This window comes from Salinispora sp. H7-4 (assembly GCF_013416675.1).
In the GTDB taxonomy this organism is placed as follows: domain Bacteria; phylum Actinomycetota; class Actinomycetes; order Mycobacteriales; family Micromonosporaceae; genus Micromonospora; species Micromonospora vitiensis.
Genome location: NZ_JABZED010000064.1, coordinates 14,436 through 34,627, shown reverse-complemented (window position 1 = coordinate 34,627; position 20,192 = coordinate 14,436). Strand labels below are relative to the sequence as shown.

Below are 20,192 nucleotides of genomic sequence, written 5' to 3'. Positions count from 1 at the left end.
CAGCGCGGCCGATCCGGGGCAGCCCGCTGCCCCGGATCGGACCCGCTACACCCCCAGGCTGGCGGCGATCTCGGTGCGCAACTCGGCGACGGCCGCGGCGGCGCGGCGCCGGGCGGTGGCGATGTCACCCGCCCCGACCGGCTGCACCACCTCCAGGTACGCCTTGAGCTTTGGTTCGGTGCCGGACGGTCGGATCACCACTCGGGCGGTGGCGCTGCGCAGGATCACCACATCGGCTGCCGGGAGCAGGTCCTGGGACTCGATGAGGGCTTCTCCGAGCAGCGTGCTCGGGGTCGCGGCGCGGATCCGGGCCATCGCATCTGTGATCACCTGTAGGTCGTCCACCCGGACCGAGAGCTGGTCGGTGTGGTGCACGCCGAACTCGGCCGCCAACTCGTCCAGCCGGTCGGCGAGGCCACGCCCCTCCGCCTTGAGCCCGGCGGCGAGCTCGGCGATGGTCAGCGCCGCCGTGATGCCGTCCTTGTCCCGGACATGGTCGGGGGCGACGCAGTAGCCCAGCGCCTCCTCGTAGCCGAAGACCAGCGGGGTGGACCCCCCGCCGGCCCGGACAATCCACTTGAACCCGGTCAGGGTCTCGTCATACGGCAGGTCCCGGGCGGTGCACATCGCGCGCAGCAGCGCCGACGACACGATGGTGGTCGCGTAGAGGCCGGTGCGGCCGCGCCGCATCAGGTGGTCGGCGAGGAGCGCCCCCACCTCGTCACCGCGAAGCATCCGCCACCCCGGAGTGCCCCGGTCCGCCGCGGATTCGGCCGGCTCCCGGATCACCACCGCGCAGCGGTCCGCGTCCGGGTCGTTGGCGATCGCGAGGTCCGCGCCGGTCGCGTCGGCCAGGGCGGTGAGCCGGTCAACGGCGCCGGGCTCCTCCGGGTTGGGGAAGGCGACCGTGGGGAACTTCGGATCCGGTTCAGCCTGGTCCGGTACGAGCTGTGGGGTGGGGAAACCGGCGTGGGTGAACGCCGCGGTGAGCACCGCGGCGCCAACTCCGTGTAGCGGCGTGTAGGCCACCTGCAGGTCACGTGGCCCGTCCGGTGTGATCACCGCGACGGCCTGCTGCACGTACGACGCCACCAGGGTGTCGTCGAGGAGCTGCCCGGGTGGGCCCAGCGGTACGGCAGCCAGCGGGCCGACCGCGCGGATGGCGGACTCGATCTCGGCGTCCGCCGGCGGCACGATCTGCGCGCCCGCCCCCAGTTCACCACCGAGCTGGGCGCCCAGGTAGACCTTGTAGCCGTTGTCCTGGGGCGGATTGTGACTGGCGGTCACCATCACTCCGGCGACTGCCCCGTGCTGGCGCACCGCATGGGCCAGCACGGGCGTCGGCAGCGGGCGGGGAAGCAGCAGCGCCGGGCGGCCCGCGCCGGTGGCGACCTGCGCGGTTCGTTCCGCGAAGGCGCGGGAGCCGGTTCGGGCGTCGTACCCGATCACCAGGGGACCGGCGCCACCCTGGGCGGTCAGCCAGGCGACCAGCCCGGCGGCGGCCTGGGTGACCACCGCGAGATTCATTCCGTTCGGGCCGGCACGCAACGGGCCGCGCAGGCCCGCGGTGCCGAAGGTCAGCGGGCCGGCGAAGCGGTCGGCCAGCTCCGGGGCGCTGGCCGGAAACCGGTCGAGCACCGCCTGTAGCTCGGCGCGGCCGGCCGGGTCCGGATCGTCGTCGAGCCAACGTTGGGCCTGCTCACGAAGGTCATTGAGGTGGTGGTGATCCGCCGACATGCCTCTTGATAGCACGTCGGCGGATCACCGCGTCGGCTCGCCCAGGCTCAGCTGGCCGCGGTCAGCTGGAAAGATGTGACCATCTCGTCGAAGATCGGTCGACTCTCCTCGAACCGGGCGTCGTTGGCGGTCAGGTAGAACGAGTACGACTGGCCCTCGTGGGCGACGCCACGCCAGATGCCGTGCCGCATCTCCGCGCCCGCACCACAGGTGTATTCAAGCTGGGCCGCCGGCTTGCCGGCCAGCTCGACCCCGACGTCCAGGGCGATCTGACGGTACGGCTCCGCGCAGGAGGAGTTGGCCTGCAGCCCGTCCTCGGCGATCTCTGCCCAGCGTGCTGACGTGTTGTTCCAGGTCTCGGTGATGACGCGGACCCGGCGGCCCTGGTCCTCCGGGTCAACGTAGTCGGTGTACAGCCCGCCGACCTTCTCCTCCCAACCCTGCGGCACCAGGACCCGCACCCCCCGCGCCGAGTACTCCATCAGTTCGGGAAGCTCGGCGGTGGGAGCGGCCGATGTCGGCGGGGCAGCCGGTGGTGCGACCGGTGGCTCCGGATCGTCTCCGCCGGTGAAGGTGAGGATGCCGATCAGGAGCACCACGGCCAGCCCGCCCGCGACGGCGAGCTGGACCTTGCCCGGCCAGCTCTTCACCCGGTGAACGAGTTGGTTGCCGCTGGCCCGGGCCTGACCGGCGAGGCCGCCGCCCGGTGCCGGTGCCGGTGGCGGCGATGCGTTGGTCCACGCCTGACCGGTGCCCGGAACTGACCACTGGGCCCCGGCGGGTGGAGCGGCCGGGCCCGGGTAGCCGCCGACGCGCTGGGTGACATCCCCGCCGTAGGTGCGGCTCGGCGCCGGCATCGCCCCGGTCGGTGTGTGCAACGGACCGGCGAGCGCGTTGGCGCTGGTTTCCTCCAGGGCGGCGGGGGTGGCCCGGGACTCCACTGCGGGACGCTCGCCCCGGCGCAGCGCGGCGAGTCGGTCGGTGAGCGACTCGCCGGCCGCGAGCATCGCGCGCCCGCCGATCGTGCCACTCGGTTGCGGTTGCGCCGGTTGCGCCGGAGTCGGTTGAGCGGGTTGGGCCGGCTGGGCGGGTTGGGTCGGCTGCGGGACCGCGGCTGGCTGTTGCTGGACCGGCACCACCGAGTACGGGTCGGTCACCGAGTGCACCGCAGCCGCGTTGTTGGTCAGCGGGCCGGCGAGTAGCTCGCGGAGCATGGCCCGGGCCGTGTGCACCGGCAGCCGGCGGTCCGGGTCCTTCTCCAGCAGTCCCATCAGTACGGGCACCAGCGGGCCACTGCGCTGGGGCGGGGCGGGCGGGTCCTCGACGACTGAGTGCATCGTCTCGATCGGATCGCCCTTGTCGAAGGGCGGGCGCCCCTCGGCGGCCGTGTAGAGGGTCACCCCGAGGGAGAACAGGTCGCTGGGCGGCCCGAAATCCTGGCCCATCGCCCGTTCGGGGGAGATGAAGTGTGGGGAGCCGAGCACCATGCCGGGCGTGGTGAGCTGCACGTCGGTGGGCATCCGGGCCACCCCGAAGTCGGTCAGCACGCAGCGGCCGTCCGAACAGATCAGCACGTTGGCGGGCTTGACATCACGATGCAGTACGCCGATCGCGTGCGCCACCTCCAGCGCGCCGAGCAGCGAGACGCCGATCTTGGCTACCACCCGCTGGGCCAACGGGCCGTCTTCGATCACCATGTCCGCGAGGCTGCGGGAGTCGAGCAGCTCCATCACGATCCACGGCCGGCCACCCTCGGTGACCACGTCGTAAACCTGGACGACGGCGGGGTGTTGGATCGCCGCCGCGGCGCGGGCCTCGCGCAGAGTGCGTTCGTACATGGCGTCGCGGTCGGAGGGGGCCAGCCCCTGGGGTAGGACGACCTCCTTGACGGCCACGTCTCGGCGCAGGAGTGTGTCTGCGGCACGCCAGACCGTGCCCATGCCGCCATTGCCCACCGCTGAGCGCAGTGAGTAGCGCCCGCCAATGATGGTGTTGGGTGTTGCGCGGTCGCTGGGAGGACTGACAGGTCCGCCGCTCCACGTCGGGATCTGAGTCACTGAAGAGCCACCGGGGATTTCGAGGGGGGCTGGGACACAACCCCCCTATCTTGCTGGGTCGGATGCCGGTTGCGAAAGCCGACGCGGCGGACATTTGGCAAAGTCGACGATGCGTGTCCGGACAGGCACGCTGAGGTGGCCGGGTGGGGTGTGTGCCCAATCCCTCATCCGGTGCCGGAGCTGGTCGTCTTACCATCCGGTAATGAGCGAACGGCGGTCAAGCGAGTCCGGTTTCCCGATTCAGGGCGTCTACACGACGGCCGACCTCCCGGGGGACCTGGACTCCCGGCTGGGCAACCCGGGGGAGTACCCGTACACCCGCGGGGTCTATCCCACCATGTACACGGCGCGCCCCTGGACGATGCGCCAGTATGCGGGCTTCGGCACCGCCGCGGAGTCCAACGCGCGTTACCACCAGCTGCTGCGGGCGGGCACAATGGGACTCTCCGTCGCCTTCGACCTGCCCACCCAGATGGGGTACGACTCGGACGAGTCGATCGCCCACGGTGAGGTCGGCAAGGTCGGTGTCGCCATTGACTCCATCGAGGACATGCGCCTGCTCTTCGACGGCATCCCGCTGGACAAGGTCTCCACGTCGATGACCATCAACGCGCCGGGCTCGGTGCTGTTGCTGCTCTATCAGTTGGTCGCCGAGGAGAACGGCGTGCCGGGGGCGGCACTTAGCGGCACGATCCAGAACGACATCCTCAAGGAGTACATCGCCCGCGGGACGTACATCTTCCCGCCGAAGCCCTCGCTGCGCCTGGTCGCGGACACCTTCGCCTACTGTCGCGCCGAGGTGCCGAAGTGGAACACCATCTCCATCTCCGGCTACCACATGGCCGAGGCGGGTGCGTCTCCCGTTCAGGAGATCGCCTTCACCCTGGCCAACGGGGCCGAGTACGTGCGCGCGGCGATCGCCGCCGGGCTCGCCGTGGATGACTTCGCCCCGCGGCTGTCGTTCTTCTTCGTCGCCCGGACGACGCTGTTGGAGGAGGTGGCGAAGTTCCGTGCCGCCCGGCGGATCTGGGCGCGGCTGATGCGGGACGAGTTCGGGGCGAAGAATCCGAAGTCGATGATGCTCCGTTTCCACACCCAGACGGCCGGCGTGCAGCTGACCGCCCAGCAGCCGGAGGTGAACCTGGTCCGGGTGGCGGTGCAGGGGCTCGGCGCCGTACTCGGCGGAACGCAGTCGTTGCACACCAACAGCTTCGACGAGGCGATCGCGTTGCCGACGGAGAAGGCCGCCCGGCTCGCGCTGCGGACGCAGCAGGTGCTCGCCTACGAGACGGACCTGACCGACACCGTTGACCCGTTCGCCGGCTCGTATGTGGTGGAGGCGATGACGGCCGAGATCGAGGCCGCGGCGGAGGGGCTGATGCAGCGGGTCTTCGAGCACGGTTCGGCGGTTGGGGCGATCGAGGTCGGGTTCCAGAAGCGGGAGATCGAGCAGTCGGCGTACCAGATCGCGCAGCAGATCGACTCCGGCGAGCGGGTCGTGGTGGGCCTCAACCGGTTCGCGGTGGACGAGGAGGAGCCGTACGAGCCGCTGCGGGTTGACCCGGCGATCGAGGCCGCGCAGGCCGAGCGGCTGGCGAAGTTGCGGGCGGAGCGGGACTCCGGTGCGGTGGAGCGGGCCCGGGCGCAGCTGCGGGCCGCTGCCGAGGGGAGCGGCAACGTGCTCTATCCGATGAAGGAGGCGTTGCGGGCTCGCGCCACGGTTGGCGAGGTTTGCGGCACGCTGCGTGAGGTCTGGGGGATATACCGGCCCGCTGACCGTTTCTGACCCGGCTTCCCGGCATTGCGGCCTCCCGGCGTCCTGGCGTCCCGGCCTCCCCGTGTCGAGGCGTCCCCGCGGTGCTGCCGTTGCCGGTGCCGCCAGTGGTTGCCGCCCCCTGCCCGCTGCCTCCGCCCGCTGCCCGTTCGCGGGTTGGGTGGCGGTCTGGGCGCGTAGCGGGCAGCAACCGTGGGTAACCCGTTCGAGTGAAGTAGACGCACACTGTGTGTGGTCGGTAACCAGGTGAATGTGTGACCGTCTGCGGGCCCGGTCGTGAGTGTGGTTGCTAGTTGTCGGAGTGCCCGTTAGTAGAACGGACTAATGCCACAATTCGGATGACGGTCTCGAGTGGTGGGTAAAAATTCTGCACTCGTGAATCGGTTACGCGTTGTAGGAGGTGTGGGGCAGATGGCAGCGTTCAACCGCGATCTACCTGCTGTCCCGCCGATGAACGAGCGCCCCGAGCAGGGCGTACGTGACGCAGAGCGGCCCGATCGCTACCAGAACGAGGTTGCGCAGCGTCACCGTCGGAGGTCTAGGCTGTCGGCGGTTCCGGAAGATTCATCCATTTCTAGTGATCGAGAATTCGACGTGACGAGTGCGTTGACGCTGCCGAGTAATGGCCAGCTGGCGTCGTCCTGGACGGAGGCGCCCGCCGGCTCCCAGCCCCTACCCCTCGACCTGGACCAGTTCCTCGCGCTCCGGGTGTCGGGCCTGATCGCCACCCGTCGGCGAATCCACTCGCATCCGGAGCTCTCCGGCGAGGAGTTCGAGACGGCCGCTCTGATCGCCCGGGAGCTGACCCAGGCCGGGTTGCGACCCCGGCTACTCCCCAAGGGCAATGGAGTCATCTGCGACATCGACGGTCGCCCAGACGGCCCGGTGATCGCGTTCCGGGCCGACATCGACGCGCTGCCGTTGACCGACAGCAAGGACGTGCCCTTCCGCTCTACGGTTGACGGGGTCTGTCACGCCTGCGGCCACGACGTGCACACCACGGTCCTGCTCGGCCTGGGAATGCTCCTCGCCCGCCTCGCCGAAGCGGGTGAGCTGCCGGGTCGGGTGCGCCTGATCTTCCAGCCGGCCGAGGAGATCCTGCCCTGTGGGTCGCTCGAGGTGATCGAGGCCGGCGGTCTCGACGAGGTGGTGCAGATATTCGCGCTGCACTGCGACCCGAACCTCCCGGTCGGCGAGGTCGGCCTCCGGGTCGGTCCGATCACCGCTGCCGCCGACAACGTCAGCGTGCGGCTGACCGGTCCCGGCGGGCACACCGCCCGCCCGCACCTCACCGTCGATCTGGTTGACGCCCTCGGCCGGCTGATCACCGAGGTGCCGGCCCTGGTCGCCCGGCGGGTACCGGCCAACAGCGGACTACTGCTGGTGTTCGGCCACGCCTCGGCCGGCACCCGCTACAACGTCATCCCGTCGGAGGCCTGCGCCTCCGGGACGCTGCGTGTGATGGATCGGGACACCTGGGCGATGGCCCCCAAGGTCGTCGCCCAGGTGGTCCAGGACGTGATCGCCCCCACCGGCGCCACCGTGGACCTGGACTATCAGCGTGGCCGACCACCGGTCAGCAACGATGCCCAGGCCATCCAGGTCCTCGCCGCCGCTACCACCGCCGCGCTCGGTCCGGCCGGCATCGCGGAGACCCCGCAGAGCATGGGGGGTGAGGACTTCTCCTGGTATCTGGAGTATGTCCCCGGCGCCCTGGCCCGACTCGGCGTCGGCCGCCCGGGCCCGAACGTTGACCTCCACCGCGCGTCGTTCGACCCGGACGAGCGGGCCATCCCGGTCGGTGTTCGGCTCATGGTGCAGACCGCGCTCCAGGCGCTTGCGGCGGCGGGCTGACCACGGGCGGAGCACCCCCGTCGCCGGCGGGATCGGCCGGCCCCCTCCCGGCGGGATCGGCCGGCCCCCTCCCGGCGGGATCGGCCGGCCCCCTCCCGGTGCCGTCCGCGGGGGGAGCGACCAGGGCCGGCCTCGCGTGGCGGCGGAGCAACCACACTGTCGTGCCCACCGGCACGCCGAGCAGGAGCAGCCACGGCAGTACCGCTCCGAGCACGGTCAGCAGGACCGTCCACGAGATCCGGAAGACCTTCCACCCGCCCTTGAGACCAGCCGCGAAGCCGAATACGGGAGCCTCGTCCTCGGTGGCGGCGTCCGGGCCGACCAGCGACACCACGATCGAGGAGAGCGCGGTCAGGTCCGCCAGCCGGCGCTGCTTCGCCTCCAGCGAGGCAAGGTCGGCCTCGCGGCGCGCCAACTCGTTCTCCAGCGACACCAGATCGCTGATCGACTGTGCCTCGCCGAGCAGCCGCCGGGCGTTGTCCACCCGGGCCCGTTGCGTGGTGATCCGGGCGTCGAGGTCGATCGTCTCCTCGGTGACGTCCTCGGTGGAGATCTCCTGTCGTTGCCGTTTGCCCAGTTCGGCGACCTGCTCCACCACCGTGGCGAACTTCGCGGCCGGCACCCGGAGCGTCAGTTCGACGGTGGCGTTCCCGGCCGCACTACGTCGCTGGTCACTGCCGACGAAACCGCCGGCCGCGGTCGTCCGGGCGATCGCTTCGCGGGCAGCCTGCTCGACGTCGGGCACCTGTACGCGCATCGAACCGGTGTAGACGATGGCCCGCTGGTCGACCCGGAGGTCCGCCGAAGCGTCGTCGCCCCCGGCCGGCCCGTCCGGCTGGCCGGCGCCCGCCGCGGTCGCCGCCGTGTCGTCGCCGGTGCCCGGACCGACGCGCTCGTCCGTGCCCGCACCGCAGCCACTGACGAGCAGGACCCCCATCAGTACCGCTATCAGCGCCGCCCCGCGGCGGCGCGTTTCACATCGATACATGTCCGCTCCGATCCGTTACATTCATCTGCTCCCGCCTGGGGTCTGTGACCCGGACGGCAGGGACGATCGGTCAGTCGGGACGTGATGCGGTGTCCCTTCCGGCAGACTGCGCTGAGGAGGTCACGTTTCGATTCTCGAGGAGTCACGAATGCGGCTGACCAAGTACACGCACTCCTGCATCCGGGTGGAGGACGAAGGCGGGGTGTTGGTCGTTGATCCCGGCGTCTACAGCGAGCGCGTCGCGCTGGATGGCGTGGACGCTGTGCTGATCACCCACGAGCACCCGGACCACGTGGACGTGGCGGCCCTGACCGAGCAACACGACCGGGGGCCGTTCGTCGTGTACGGGCCACCGTCGCTGGCGGCCGTGCTGGATGGCCTGGCCGCCGCGTTCGTCCCGGTCGAGGCGGGCGCGGAATTCACCGCCGCCGGCGTTCCGGTCCGCGCCTACGGCGGCCGACATGCCGTGATCCACTCCGACCTTCCGGTGGTGGAGAACCTGGCCTACCTGATCGACGACGTGGTCTACCACCCCGGTGATTCCTTCGTCGTGCCGCAGGACGTGCCGGTCGACACGCTGTTCCTGCCGATCCACGCGCCCTGGGCGAAGTTCGCCGAGTCGCTGGACTTCCTCCGCGCCGTCGCGCCCCGCCGGGCGTACGCGCTGCACGACGGGTTGCTCAACGACCGCGGCCTGGACGTGCTGAACAACAACTTCGTCCGTCTCTCCGACGTGGACTACCAGCGGCTGGTACCGGGCACCCTGGTGGATGCCTGAACCGCATGTCTGGTCCGTCCCGGGAGCTGCTGCGGCAGCTCTATCGCACGCCGCCCGACCGGTTTGTGGCCGCCCGGGACGAGGCGGTGGCCGAGGCGCGGCGAGCGGGCGACGTACCTGCCGCGCGGGAGATCGCCCGGCTTCGTCGCCCCACGGTCGCGGCGTGGCTGGTGAACCTGCTCGCGTTGGAGCGACCGGAGCTCGTCGCCGACCTGGGGCAGCTCGCGGAGTCACTCCGGTCGGCCCAGCGCGAGCTGCGCGGCGGGCAACTGCGGGAGCTCTCCACCCAACGGCGGGCGGTGGTCGGCGCGCTGCTCGCGGAGGTCCGCAGTCTGGCGACCGCGGTGCCCGGTGCCCCACCGCCCGGCAAGCTTCCACTCGGTGCGGTGGAGTCGACCCTCAACGCCGCGCTCTCCGACGCCGAGGTCGCCGAGCAGGTGCGCTCCGGCCGGCTGCTCCGGGCCGCCAGCTACGCCGGCTTCGGCGAGGTGCCGCGACCGCAGCTGCGGCTGGTCACCGAGGAGCCGGCGCCGCCGTCCCGGGCACCGGGTGGCGACCGGTCAGCCCCCCGTGACCGGCAGGCGGAGCGGGCCGCCCGCGCCGAGCGGGAACGGCGACGTCGGGCGTTGGCGACGGAGTTGGCGAAGGCCCGTACTGATCAGGAGCGGGCCGAGGCGGAGCTGGCCGGTGCGGCGGAGGCCGAGCGGGGCGGTGCGGACGGCCTCGCCGCGATCGAGACGGACATCGCCGAGCTGGAGCGGCAACGGGCCGCTGCCGAAGCGGAGCTGAGCCGGGCGAGGTCGGCGCGGCGGGCAGCCGAACGGGCGGTCACCGTCGCGCGGCGCCGGACCGGCGAGGTGGAGGCCGCGGCCGAGGCGTTCGCCGAGGAGGAGGCCGACCCACGCGGTGCCGGTCGACACCCGAATGTGTGATTGACGACGCACGGCGGGGCCGGCTCGTTGTCCCAACGTGGGCGATAGCAGACTGGGGGTCGTGCGACATCCCCCGAAAGACTGCCGGCCGTCAGGCCGAAGCGGTGCCGGTGGGGCGGGAGCGCAGTCCAGTGACGTAGTCGTCCGGTGCGCCCGCCTTCTCGGCGGCGTTGGCGATTTCGGAGAGGTACCACGAGGTCGGCAGGCCCCCCTCGTAACCGTCGAAGACGTAGATCCACGCCGTCACATCGCCGGTCAGGGCCGACACCCGCAGGTGGAGTTTCCGGTAGGTGTCGGAGGTTATGCCCTCGATCTCGTCGAGCTGCGCCGCGTCGTACGCGTGGATGTCGTAGAGCGCCACGAAGACGCGATCCCCGGGGGACTCGACCACGGTGCTGACCGCGCCCTCCCAGCCGATCACGCCTTCGCCGGCGAAGGTGAGCCGCCAGCCTTCGAGCCAGCCGGTGCCCACCATCGGCGAATGCGGACAGTAGGCGCGCATCCGGGCAGGGTCGAGGTTTGAGCCGTAGGCGGCGTAATGACGCACAACGATGACGATAGCCCGGCCGGCGGGTGGGGGAGAATACGACGGTGCGTGTCGGATGCGTTCGGGGGAAGAAAAACACTGTGAGTATGGACAGGGAGTGAGCGCTGTGAGCCGGATCGTGATCATCGGCGGGGGGCCGGCCGGTTACGAGGCGGCGTTGGTCGCCGCCCAACTGGACGCCGATGTCACCGTGGTCGAGGCAGACGGCGCCGGCGGTGCCTGCGTGCTGTCCGACTGTGTGCCGTCGAAGACCTTCATCGCCAGCTCGCAGCTGGTGACCGGGTATCGGGACACGGAGGAGTTCGGGGTCCACCCGGCCGGGCCGGCGGCGGTCACCGTTGACGCCCCGGCGGTGCACGCACGGGTCAAGCGGCTCGCGCTCGCGCAGTCCGCCGACATTCACGCCAAGTTGGTCAAGGCCGGGGTGACGTTCGTGGCCGGCAGCGCCCGGCTCGGCGAGGACACGCTCGGTCACAGTCACCGGGTGATCGTCACACCGGCGGACGGCGGGCCGGAGTACCGGATCGATGCCACCACCGTCCTGATCGCCACCGGCGCGACCCCGCGCCAACTCCCCACCGCGCTCCCGGACGGTGAGCGCATCCTCACCTGGCGGCAGGTGTACGACCTGCCCGAGTTGCCCCGGCACCTGGTCGTGGTCGGCTCCGGCGTCACCGGCGCCGAGTTCGCCAGCGCCTACCTGGCGATGGGGATCGAGGTCACCCTCGTCTCCAGCCGGGACCGGGTGATGCCGCACGAGGACGCCGACGCGGCGATGGCGATCGAACGGGTGTTTCGCAGCCGGGGGATGAGCATCCTGAACAACTCCCGGGCCAACGCCGTCCGCCGGACCGCCGACGGCGTCGAGGTCGAGCTCTCCGACGGGCGCCGGGTGCACGGTTCACACGCGCTGATCGCGGTGGGCTCCATTCCCAACACCACCGACCTTGGGCTGGCCGAGTACGGCGTCGGGCTGGCCGGGGGCGGGTACGTCGCGGTCGACCGGGTGTCCCGGACCAACGTGCCCGGCATCTACGCCGCCGGGGACTGCACCGGGATGCTGCCGTTGGCCAGCGTGGCCGCGATGCAGGGCCGGATCGCGATGTGGCACGCGCTCGGCGAGGCGGTTCGGCCGCTGCGGCTGCGTACGGTCGCGGCGAACGTCTTCACCGACCCGGAGTTGGCCACGGTCGGCGTCTCCCAGGACGAGGTGGACGCGGGGAAGGTGCCGGCCCGGCAGGTCATGCTGCCGCTCGCCGGCAACGCCCGGGCGAAGATGGACGAGGTCCCCGACGGCTTCGTCAAACTCTTCTGCCGGCCCGCCAGCGGCCAGGTGATCGGTGGCGTGGTGGTCGCCCCGAAGGCCAGCGAGCTGATCCTGCCGATCACGATGGCGGTGGAGAACCATCTGACGGTCAACGAGCTGGCGCAGACCATCACCATCTATCCCTCGCTCTCCGGCTCCGTCACCGAGGCCGCCCGGCAGTTGATGCTGCACGAGCCGGAGTGACCAGGTCCACATCGTGCTCTATCCGTAGTACCTCTGAGCCGCATCCCACCGTCAAAGCCCCGACTCGCACGGGTCGGGGCTTTGGCGTGTCTTCCCGCCCGTTGCGGACTACCCTCCATCCCAGGCCGAGTCGTAGCTTTCAGCCCGGAACCAACGGCAACGCTGGTCCAGCGGTCGCAGCACGAGCGACACCCGTCGCCCTGCGGTACGGGCTCTGACCAGCGTTGCTGTTGATCTTCGGTCGACTACTCCAGTTAGGCCGTTAGCGACCAAGCTGTCGCTTCAGCTCCTCGAGCATGTCGGTTATCTCGAGTCGGCTGACGGCGGCTGGCATGATCCGCGTGGTGCCGTAGGCGAGTTCCACCAACGCCGAGCGCGCGGCCGCAAGCTCGGCTGCAGTGGCGTTGAGCTGATGCCAGGATGCGTGGACTGCTGGGACGACATCGTCGCGCAGGCGGACGGCAAAGGCCCGAGCCGCCTCGGCGTCGGTGCCTGTCCGAGTCTGCCACTCGTCGTCTCCGAGATCCCCTAGGGCAGTATCGATGACGTCCGCCAGCAGGTGGAGCATCTGCTCGTCTCCGGCGAGCCGGACGTCGGACGCGGCAACCCGGAGAGCGGTACGAACAATTGGCACGTCGTCCAGGCCGGCGTGGCTCTCGCCCAGCATGAACTGGATGTTCTGACGTTGCCAGCCACGCGCAAGTTGCAGGGCCGTCATGCCATCGGCACTGACGGTGTCGATGGCGGCGCCGCCCAGCAGGAGGGTAGCGATGACCCGTCGTTCGTCGCGTTCGACTGCGTGCATCAAGGCGGTTCGTCCTTGCCGGTCGCGGGCGTTCACGTCGGCACCGGCCTCAAGGAGCACGTCGGTTGCGGCGTGATCGCCTCGACGCGCCGCCACCACGATCGCTGGTGTGGCGTCGGAACGCTGTTGGTTAGCGTCGGCTCCGTAGGCGAGGAGGAGTCGTAACACCGCCGGTGCGACGGGTTGCGTCACTGCGGTGATGAGTGGTGCTTCCTCGTTCGGGGCGGAGGTCGCTCCCGCTTCCACCAGCACCCGTAGCGTCGCAAGAGCTGATGGTGTCGGGCGGAATGCGGTGTGTGACACGGCCTGGGTCAGCAGGCTCGGCCCGGTGGCGGGTTCCGCGGTGAGCGCCCCGTGGGCGATGAGAAACAGCACCACCTCCGTGTGCGCCTCGCCTACGGCGGTACCCAACGGCGAGGCGGTGTAGGGATCGGCGGGGCCGATGCGCGCGCCGGCGTTCACCAGCATGCCCACGATCCCCCGCCGGCCGCTGCGCGCTGCCTCGGCCAGCACCGATCCTCGGAATCGGCCAACCGGGACGTTCGGGTCCGCGCCGTGGCCCAGCGCTTGTCCGACGGCTACCTCGTCCCCAGCCTGCACGGCATCGATCAGGCGCTGATCGGCAGTCTCGTTCATCGATCATCACCCGTCATCTCAGTGAATGCTCGCAGATGCAGCCGTGCCGCAGGGTTGCTGGCGAACCAGGCGAAGAAGTCGTTGTCCGCGTCAATGCCGGCGCGAACCGCGTCACACCAGTCCTGCCGATCAAGCACGGCCAGGTACTGCCGGACGAGGTGGTCTCGCTGTTCATTGGTGCATCCGGATCTCTGCGGAGTCTTGTCCGCCAGATGGTCGGCGATGCTCGCGGCGTCCACGTACCTTGTCGGGGTCGGTGTCTGCCGGCCGAGGCGAGCCACGTGCGCGGCGAGGACATGAGGCGCCGGCGGATAGTGCTCGAGGGTCATGCCCATGCCACTGGATTCCGTCATTATCTTCAATAGTCGACCGGTGTGGTCGACCAGGTCATCGTCGGTCTCAGTCCCGGTGATTGCTTCGTGTAGGTGAGCTGTAGTGGCAACGCGGCCGGCGAAGTAGCCGTTGAGAAAGTCGCCGTCGCAGGCGCGACGCAGCAGCCATCGACGCGAGGCGTATGCCCCCTGCTGGCAGAGCGTCTCGATGACGTAGACGCGTCCCCAGCCGGCAACACGCTGGGCCAGCCACAACAACGCGTGTTCACCTCCGCGGCGACGTCGCAGCGCCTCGGCGGCCAACGGCCCGAACCAACGCGACAGCAGGCCGATGGTCTGGATCAGCGGGATGTCTTCCTCCGCCGAGTCCGTGGCGAGCAGTGCCAGGCCAACAGTGGCTGAGCATCGATCGGGGCTGTGCCGTACGAGCCACCGGCCGGTCTGCCGTATCCGCTGCCGGTGCGCGCGCCGCGCCGCTGCAGCGATGTGCACGTTGGGATGAATCGGGACGTTAGCCTTGCAGAACGCGTCGACCAGTTCGCTCGGTGCCGCGTCAGCCTTGCCGAAGTGCTTGTCGAGGATGGCGGCAACGTCGACGCCGTGGCGGCGCTGATCTTTCCGGGTCTGCGTTCGCTGCCGCCGGAAGCGGTGGAGATCGCCGTCCGGATACGGCTCACCATCACGTGGCAGGGGTGAGTCCGAATCTTGCTGATGCAGGCGCAGGGCGTGTTCGAACAGTGCGGTCTGGGGTCCGAGCGATCCAGGCTCGGTCGTCACGCTCACCGGCGGACAGAGGACTCGATTCTCTCGATCATGGCCGGGATGATGCCAGTCCGGAACGTCTAAGGCAAATCGTCGAGCACTGGCCACGCGTCGACCAGTGCCCGGTCTGCTGCTGTGGGTGGCCATGTAGGCCGACCAGTACCGCCTACGACTACCTCACCTCGGTTGGCCAGGGCTGTTGGGTGCCTTCCGCTCGTTCGCGGGCTCGACGGTGAGGTCGGCAGTGGGCCATCGCGACCGGAGGTGGGCCAAATTCGCGTGCGGGCTCGGCCTTGCTCGCCGTAGCCTCGCCCCATGCAGGCTGCGGTAGGGAACACGACGCCGGGGAACCCCGGCCTGCCGCACTGACTTTCTCCGTCAACGAGGCCCCGGGGCGAACCGCCCCGGGGCCTCGGTTGCGTTCCGGGTACCGATCGCTCCGAGCGCCGTACCCGAACCAGGAGCGCGACATGATCGACCACCGTAGGCTCGGCCGCGAGCTGGGCCTGTTCACCTCCGACCCGCTCGCCGGCGCGGGGCTGCCGCTCTGGCTGCCGGCCGGGGCGGCGGCCCGGCACGCCGTCGAGGAGTACCTCCGGGACCTGGAACGCCAGGCCGGCTACCAGCACGTCCTCACCCCGCCCCTCGGTCGGCGGGAACTCTTCGAACGCTCCGGGCATCTCGGCCACTTCGCCGAGGAGATGTTTCCACCGATGCGGCTGTCGGCCGACGACGAGCTCCTGCTCCGCCCGGCGCTCTGCCCGCACCACGCGTTGGTCTACCGGTGCCGGGGACGATCCTGGCGGGACCTGCCGCTGCGGATCGCCGAGCTGGGCGGCATGTACCGGGCCGAGCGCTCCGGTGTGCTGGGCGGGCTGGCCCGGGTACGGGCGATCTCGCTCAACGACGCCCACAACTTCTGCACCCTGGAGCAGGTCGGGGCGGAGGTGGCGGAGATCCTTCGGCTGATCCGCGCGGCGCACGCCGCCCTCGGCGTACGGCCGGCGGGGTTCCGGCTGTCGCTGCGGGGCCCGGGCCAGCGCTACGTCGGCGCGGAGGACGACTGGGCGTGGGCCGAGGAGTTGCTCCGCGCCGCGCTCGACGGGGTGGCGTACACCGAGGATGTCGGTGCGGCGGCCTTCTACGGACCGAAGATCGATATCCAGGTGGCGGACGCCGCCGGTCGGGAGTGGACGCTCTCCACCGTCCAACTCGACTTCGACAAGCCGGAGCGGTTCGATCTGTCGTACGTCGACTCCGGTGGTGCCCGGCGCCGGCCGGTGCTGGTGCACCGCAGTCTCGTCGGGAGCATGGAGCGGCTGTTCAGCTACCTGATCGAGGTGCACGAGGGGGCGTTCCCCGTCTGGTACGCGCCGGTTCAGCTGGTGGTCCTGCCGGTCGCGAGCGCGCAGGACGGCGCGGCCGACGAGTTCGTCACCGCGGCGCGGGCGGCCGGACTGCGGGCCGAGGTGGACCGGAGCGGCTCGCTGGGCGGGCGGATCCGCGACGCGGCGCAGGCCCGGATCCCGTACGCCGCGGTCGTCGGCCCGCGGGAGGCCGCGGCCGGACGGGTGTCGCTGCGGCTGCGGGACGGTCAGCACCTGGCCCCGCTGCCCGTCGCCGAGGCCCTCGCCCTGGTTGCCCGGGTCGTCGCGACCCGCTCGCCGGAGCTCCTCCCACCGGGCTGAGCGGCACGCCGAGGACCGCCGGCTACGGAGCCGAGATCGGCTCGGACTCGGTCGGTTGGCCCTGGGTGAACTGGGACCGGTGCAGGCCGGCGTACGGGCCGTCGGCCGCGATCAGCTCGTCGTGGGTGCCCTGTTCGACGATGCGCCCGTCCACCATCATCAGGATCAGGTCGGCGTCGCGGATGGTGGAGAGCCGGTGTGCGATCACGAAGCTGGTGCGGTCGGAGCGCAGGGCCGCCATCGCCCGTTGGAGCAGCACCTCGGTCCGGGTGTCCACGGAGCTGGTGGCCTCGTCGAGGATCAGCAGCGACGGTTCGGCGAGGAAGGCGCGGGCGATGGTGATGAGCTGCCGCTCGCCAGCGCTGATGTTGCTCCCCTCCTCGTCGATCACGGTGTCGTAGCCGTCGGGCAGGCTGCGCACGAAGCGGTCCACGAAGGTCGCCCGGGCCGCCGTCAGGATCTCCTCCTCGGTGGCGTCGGGTCGGCCGTAGGCGATGTTCTCCCGGATCGTGCCGGTGAACAGCCAGGTGTCCTGGAGCACCATGCCGATCCGGCCGCGCAGGTCGTCCCGGCGCAGCCCGGTGATGTCCACCCCGTCGAGGGTGATCCGACCGGCGTTCAGCTCGTAGAAGCGCAGCACCAGGTTGACCAGGGTGGTCTTGCCGGCCCCGGTCGGCCCGACGATCGCCACCGTTTGGCCGGGTTCGGCGACCAGCGACAGGTCCTCGATCAACGGCTCGTCGGGGTTGTACCGGAAGGAGACGTGCTCGAACGCGACCCGTCCGCGGGGTGCGGTCAGGTGGGCCGGGGAGGTTGGTTCCGGAGCCTGCTCCTCGGCGTCGAGTACCGCGAAGACCCGCTCGGCGGAGGCGACCCCGGACTGGAGCAGGTTCGTCATCGCGGCGAGCTGGGTGAGCGGCTGGGTGAACTGGCGGGAGTACTGGATGAAGGCCTGCACGTCGCCGAGGGTCATCGTGCCCGATGCCACCCGGAGCCCGCCGACCACGGCGATCGCCACGTAGCTCAGGTTCCCGATGAACATCATCGCCGGCATGATGATTCCGGAGATGAACTGCGCCCCGAAGCTGGCCTGGAACAACTCCTCGTTCTTGGCCGCGAAGGAGGTCTGCACAGCCCGCTGCCGGCCGAAGACCTTGACCAACTCGTGGCCGGTGAAGGCCTCCTCGATCTGGCCGTTGAGCTCGGCGGTGTGCGTCCACTGGGCGACGAACCGCGGCTGGGACCGCTTCGCGATCTGCTGGGTGACGAGGACCGACAGGGGCACCGCCACCAGTGCGATCAGGGCCAACAGCGGCGAGATCCAGAACATCATGGCGAGCACACCGACCACGGTGAGTAGAGCGGTGAGCAGTTGGCTCAGGGTCTGCTGCAGGCTGACCGAGATGTTGTCGATGTCGTTGGTGACCCGGCTGAGCAGCTCACCCCGGGGCTGTCGGTCGAAGTAGGGCAGGGGCAGTCGGTTCAGCTTGGCCGCCACGTCCTCGCGCAGCCGGTGCACCGTCCGCTGCACGATTCCGGTGAGCAGCCAACCCTGCCCCCAGATGAGCAGGGACGCCGCGACGTAGAGGGCGAGCGCCAGCAGCAGCACCCGGGCCAACGCGGACGAGTCGATCCCGGCGCCCGGAACCACGCCCATCCGGGTGATGATGTCGGCGAAGCTGTCGTTGCCCGCCGCGCGCGCCGCCGCGGCGGCGGCCTCCGTCGTCGTGCCGGGTTCGAGTTGTCTCCCCAGCACCCCGGCGAAGATCAGGTTGGTGGCGTGGCCGAGCACTCTCGGGCCGACCACGTTCAGGCCGACACCGAGCACCGTCAGGGCGATCACCCCGATCAGGGGGAGGCGGTACGGGCGGAGCCGTCCGAGGAGGCGCCGGGCCGACGGCCCGAAGGACATCGACCGTTCGGCGGGCATGCCGGGCCCCGGCCAGGAGGGTCCGCCGCCGCGTTGGCCGCCGGCTGGTAGCCGCTGGGGCGTGGGCTCCTCGCCGGGTGGGTTCTTCTTCGGTACGACCGGAGCACTCACGCCGTCACCCCCGTGCTCTGCTGGGATGCGACGATCTCCGCGTACGTGGGGCAGGTCGTCAGTAATTCGGCGTGCCGGCCGATCCCCACGACGCCCCCGTCCTCCAGCACCACGATCCGGTCGGCGTCTGCCACGGTGGCGACCCGCTGCGCCACGACCACCACCGCCGCGTCGGCGGTGACCGGGCGCAGCGCCGCCCGTAGCCGCGCGTCGGTGCCGAGGTCAAGGGCGGAGAAGGAGTCGTCGAAGAGGTAGATCTCTGGTCGGCGCACCAGCGCCCGGGCGATGGCCAGCCGCTGCCGCTGCCCACCGGAGAGGTTGGTGCCCCCCTGGGCTACCGGCGCGTCCAGCCCGTCCGGCAGCGCGGCGACGAAGTCGCGGGCCTGCGCCACCTCCAGCGCCGCCCACAGCTCGGCCTCGGTCGCGTCCGGGTTGCCGTGCCGCAGGTTGGTGGCGATCGTGCCGGTGAACAGGTACGGGCGTTGGGGTACCAGGCCGATCCGCTGCCACAGCGCCTCCGGCGCGAGATCCCGGACGTTGACCCCGTCCACCAGCACCGCGCCGGAGGTGGCGTCGATCAACCGTGGGATCAGGGCGAGCAGGGTGCTCTTGCCGGCGCCGGTGCTGCCGATGATCGCGGTGGTCGTGCCCGGGGTCACCCCGAACGACACGTCCCGCAGCACCGGCTCGGCCGCGCCGGGGTACTGGAACCGCACCCTGCGCAGCTCCACCTCGGCCCGGCCCGGCGGTGCGGTGACCGGCTCCGGTGGGGGCGTGACCGAGGTTTCGGTCGCCAGCACCTCGCTGACCCGCTCGGCGCAGACCGCCGCTCTCGGCACCATCATCAGCATGAAGGTGGCCATCATGACCGCCATCAGGATCTGCATCAGGTACTGGAGGAAGGCGGTGAGGGAGCCGACCTCGATGGCGCCGGCGTCGACCCGTCCGGCGCCGAACCAGAGCACCGCGACGCTGGAGACGTTGAGGACCAGCATCACGATCGGGAAGATCAGTGCCGCCAGTCGGCCGGTCTGCAGGGCGGTCGCGGTCAGGTCGGTGTTGGCGGTGGCGAAGCGCCGGGTCTCGTCCGGTTCCCGGACGAATGCCCGGACCACCCGGATGCCGGTGATCTGCTCGCGGAGGACCCGGTTGACGGTGTCGATGCGGGTCTGCATGAGTCGGAATCCGGGCACCATCTTGCGGATCACCTGGCCCAGGCCGAGCGCCAGGACGGGGACGCAGACCAGCAGCAGCCAGGAGAGCCCGAGGTCCTCGCGGAGCGCCATCACCACCCCGCCGACGCTCATGATCGGCGCGGCGACCAGCATCGTGCAGCTCATCAGCACCAGCATCTGCACCTGCTGCACGTCGTTGGTGTTGCGAGTGATCAGCGATGGTGCGCCGAAGTGGGCGACCTCGCGCGCGGAGAAGGTGTTGACGTGGGCGAAGAGCGCCGCTCGGACATCCCGGCCGTACGCCATCGCGGTGCGGGCGCCGAGGTAGACGGCGGCGATCGAGCAGACGATCTGTACCAGGCTGACGACGAGCATCCAGCCCCCGGCGCGGAGGATGAAGCCGGTGTCGCCGCGGGCCACCCCGAGGTCGATGATGTCGGCGTTGAGGCTCGGCAGGTAGAGCGAGGCGATGGTGCCGACGAACTGGAGGGCGACCACGGCCGCCAGGGGGCGGTGGTAGGGGCGTAGGTAGGTGCGGAGCAGTTGGATCAGCAAGTGGGTTCTCCGGGAGGTTCG

Annotated in this window: 14 protein-coding genes; 6 read left to right on the top strand and 8 right to left on the bottom strand. The window is 70.6% G+C overall.

What is annotated here, in order from left to right; genetic code table 11:
* Positions 1-45: 45 nt before the first annotated feature.
* Together H0524_RS22950 and H0524_RS22945 are read right to left on the bottom strand one after the other, a co-directional pair.
* Complete coding sequence (locus H0524_RS22950; RefSeq protein WP_180200516.1) at positions 46-1,737, bottom strand: phospho-sugar mutase; 1,692 nt, start codon at positions 1,735-1,737, stop codon at positions 46-48.
* 47 nt (positions 1,738-1,784) lie between these two features.
* On the bottom strand, positions 1,785-3,794 hold the full coding sequence (locus H0524_RS22945; RefSeq protein ID WP_180200515.1) for a serine/threonine-protein kinase: 2,010 nt from the start codon (positions 3,792-3,794) through the stop codon (positions 1,785-1,787).
* 202 nt (positions 3,795-3,996) lie between these two features.
* Here H0524_RS22945 and H0524_RS22940 point away from each other — a divergent pair, with 202 nt between their 5' ends.
* Together H0524_RS22940 and H0524_RS22935 are read left to right on the top strand one after the other, a co-directional pair.
* Complete coding sequence (locus H0524_RS22940) at positions 3,997-5,580, top strand: methylmalonyl-CoA mutase (RefSeq protein ID WP_180200514.1); 1,584 nt, start codon at positions 3,997-3,999, stop codon at positions 5,578-5,580.
* A 582-nt stretch (positions 5,581-6,162) separates the two neighbouring features.
* Positions 6,163-7,422 (top strand): amidohydrolase, encoded by a 1,260-nt coding sequence (locus H0524_RS22935; protein ID WP_018727424.1) that lies wholly within the window; start codon positions 6,163-6,165, stop codon positions 7,420-7,422.
* On the opposite strand, the gene H0524_RS22930 is transcribed toward H0524_RS22935, so the two are convergent.
* A complete protein-coding gene (locus H0524_RS22930) occupies positions 7,379-8,410 on the bottom strand; it encodes a DUF4349 domain-containing protein (protein WP_180200513.1) in 1,032 nt (343 codons plus the stop codon). The genes H0524_RS22935 and H0524_RS22930 overlap by 44 nt on opposite strands.
* Before the next feature lie 148 nt (positions 8,411-8,558).
* Between H0524_RS22930 and H0524_RS22925 the strand changes: the two genes are divergently transcribed.
* On the top strand, positions 8,559-9,188 hold the full coding sequence (locus H0524_RS22925) for an MBL fold metallo-hydrolase (RefSeq protein WP_180200512.1): 630 nt from the start codon (positions 8,559-8,561) through the stop codon (positions 9,186-9,188).
* Positions 9,189-9,193: 5 nt separating this feature from the next.
* Positions 9,194-10,120, top strand: coding sequence for a hypothetical protein (locus H0524_RS22920; protein WP_180200511.1), 927 nt, complete (start codon positions 9,194-9,196; stop codon positions 10,118-10,120).
* Between the two features lie 91 nt (positions 10,121-10,211).
* Here the strand turns inward: H0524_RS22920 and H0524_RS22915 are convergent, their stop codons facing one another.
* Entirely contained in the window at positions 10,212-10,667 is a 456-nt protein-coding gene (locus tag H0524_RS22915; protein WP_180200510.1) for a gamma-glutamylcyclotransferase, read from the bottom strand.
* A 106-nt stretch (positions 10,668-10,773) separates the two neighbouring features.
* On the opposite strand from H0524_RS22915, the gene H0524_RS22910 reads away from it, so the two are divergent.
* Positions 10,774-12,177, top strand: a complete 1,404-nt coding sequence (locus tag H0524_RS22910; protein ID WP_180200606.1) for an NAD(P)H-quinone dehydrogenase — start codon at positions 10,774-10,776, stop codon at positions 12,175-12,177.
* Between the two features lie 262 nt (positions 12,178-12,439).
* On the opposite strand, the gene H0524_RS22905 is transcribed toward H0524_RS22910, so the two are convergent.
* Positions 12,440-13,450 (bottom strand): ankyrin repeat domain-containing protein, encoded by a 1,011-nt coding sequence (locus tag H0524_RS22905; RefSeq protein WP_180200509.1) that lies wholly within the window; start codon positions 13,448-13,450, stop codon positions 12,440-12,442.
* A 164-nt stretch (positions 13,451-13,614) separates the two neighbouring features.
* Positions 13,615-14,859 carry a hypothetical protein gene (locus tag H0524_RS22900; protein WP_255436192.1) on the bottom strand — a complete coding sequence of 415 codons (1,245 nt, stop codon included), beginning with the start codon at positions 14,857-14,859 and terminating at the stop codon, positions 13,615-13,617.
* A 323-nt stretch (positions 14,860-15,182) separates the two neighbouring features.
* Between H0524_RS22900 and thrS the strand changes: the two genes are divergently transcribed.
* Positions 15,183-16,400: a threonine--tRNA ligase gene (thrS, locus tag H0524_RS22895; protein ID WP_180200508.1), complete on the top strand. Its 1,218-nt coding sequence runs from the start codon at positions 15,183-15,185 to the stop codon at positions 16,398-16,400.
* 22 nt (positions 16,401-16,422) lie between these two features.
* Here the strand turns inward: thrS and H0524_RS22890 are convergent, their stop codons facing one another.
* Positions 16,423-18,441 carry an ABC transporter ATP-binding protein gene (locus H0524_RS22890; RefSeq protein WP_180200507.1) on the bottom strand — a complete coding sequence of 673 codons (2,019 nt, stop codon included), beginning with the start codon at positions 18,439-18,441 and terminating at the stop codon, positions 16,423-16,425.
* The gene (locus H0524_RS22885; RefSeq protein WP_180200506.1) at positions 18,438-20,171 is read right to left on the bottom strand and encodes an ABC transporter ATP-binding protein; all 1,734 of its coding nucleotides are present in this window, start codon (positions 20,169-20,171) and stop codon (positions 18,438-18,440) included. The genes H0524_RS22890 and H0524_RS22885 overlap by 4 nt, the downstream gene beginning before the upstream one ends.
* Positions 20,172-20,192: the final 21 nt, after the last annotated feature.

What these genes read in the sequence shown, in the direction of transcription:
- H0524_RS22950 (WP_180200516.1), bottom strand. Translation starts at nt 1,737, where the DNA reads ATGTCGGCGGATCACCACCACCTCAATGACCTTCGTGAGCAGGCCCAA.
- H0524_RS22930 (WP_180200513.1), bottom strand. Translation starts at nt 8,410, where the DNA reads ATGTATCGATGTGAAACGCGCCGCCGCGGGGCGGCGCTGATAGCGGTA.
- H0524_RS22905 (WP_180200509.1), bottom strand. Translation starts at nt 13,450, where the DNA reads ATGCTGGTGAACGCCGGCGCGCGCATCGGCCCCGCCGATCCCTACACC.
- H0524_RS22925 (WP_180200512.1), top strand. Translation starts at nt 8,559, where the DNA reads ATGCGGCTGACCAAGTACACGCACTCCTGCATCCGGGTGGAGGACGAA.
- H0524_RS22940 (WP_180200514.1), top strand. Translation starts at nt 3,997, where the DNA reads ATGAGCGAACGGCGGTCAAGCGAGTCCGGTTTCCCGATTCAGGGCGTC.
- thrS (WP_180200508.1), top strand. Translation starts at nt 15,183, where the DNA reads ATGATCGACCACCGTAGGCTCGGCCGCGAGCTGGGCCTGTTCACCTCC.
- H0524_RS22920 (WP_180200511.1), top strand. Translation starts at nt 9,194, where the DNA reads ATGTCTGGTCCGTCCCGGGAGCTGCTGCGGCAGCTCTATCGCACGCCG.
- H0524_RS22900 (WP_255436192.1), bottom strand. Translation starts at nt 14,859, where the DNA reads ATGGCCACCCACAGCAGCAGACCGGGCACTGGTCGACGCGTGGCCAGT.